General features: G+C 41.4%; 1 pseudogene. It reads left to right on the top strand.

Going from position 1 to position 650, the window contains the following annotated elements:
* Positions 1-650 (top strand): annotated as a pseudogene (locus tag HT708_RS06935) (FIVAR domain-containing protein); the annotation flags it as partial.

Here is a 650-nt window from a genome sequence, read left to right on the forward strand (position 1 = left end):
AGACCTTACAGCAGCTAAAACAGAGCTTGATGAGTTAGCTAAAGCCGATGTTGCGACAGATGATAAAACAACTTCTACAAAAGCAGCTTATGACACAGCGAAACAAGCTGCAGAAGAAGCTGTAACAGAAGCTACAAAAGTTATCAACAATGAAGATGCGACATCAGAAGAAGTAGCGACTGCATTAGCGAATGTGAAAGCTAAGAAAGCAGAACTTGACAAAGCCAAAGCAGGCTTAGTAGATAAAATAACAGATACTCAAAAAGATGAGTTATCCAAAGTTGATGAAACCTTGAAGCCAGCTGATACAGCTGATAAAACGCCTAAGAGTGTTGAAGCCTATAACAAGGAAATCGAAAAACTTCAAGCAGAGTTAGACGCAGCCAAACGTGACGCCAAAGCAGTTGTAGATAAAGGTGAAGAAGCGACGAAAGCGGAAGCATCTGAAGCTCAAGTTAAAGTAGCTGCAGTCAGAGCGAAATTGGTAGAAGCAGGTAAACTGTTGACAGATAAGGCTGACAAAGCAGACCTTACAGCAGCTAAAACAGAGCTTGATGAGTTAGCTAAAGCCGATGTTGCGACAGATGATAAAACAACTTCTACAAAAGCAGCTTATGACACAGCGAAACAAGCTGCAGAAGAAGCTGTAA

Source organism: Streptococcus sp. 3613 (assembly GCF_013277375.1).
Taxonomy (GTDB): Bacteria; Bacillota; Bacilli; order Lactobacillales; family Streptococcaceae; genus Streptococcus; species Streptococcus pseudopneumoniae.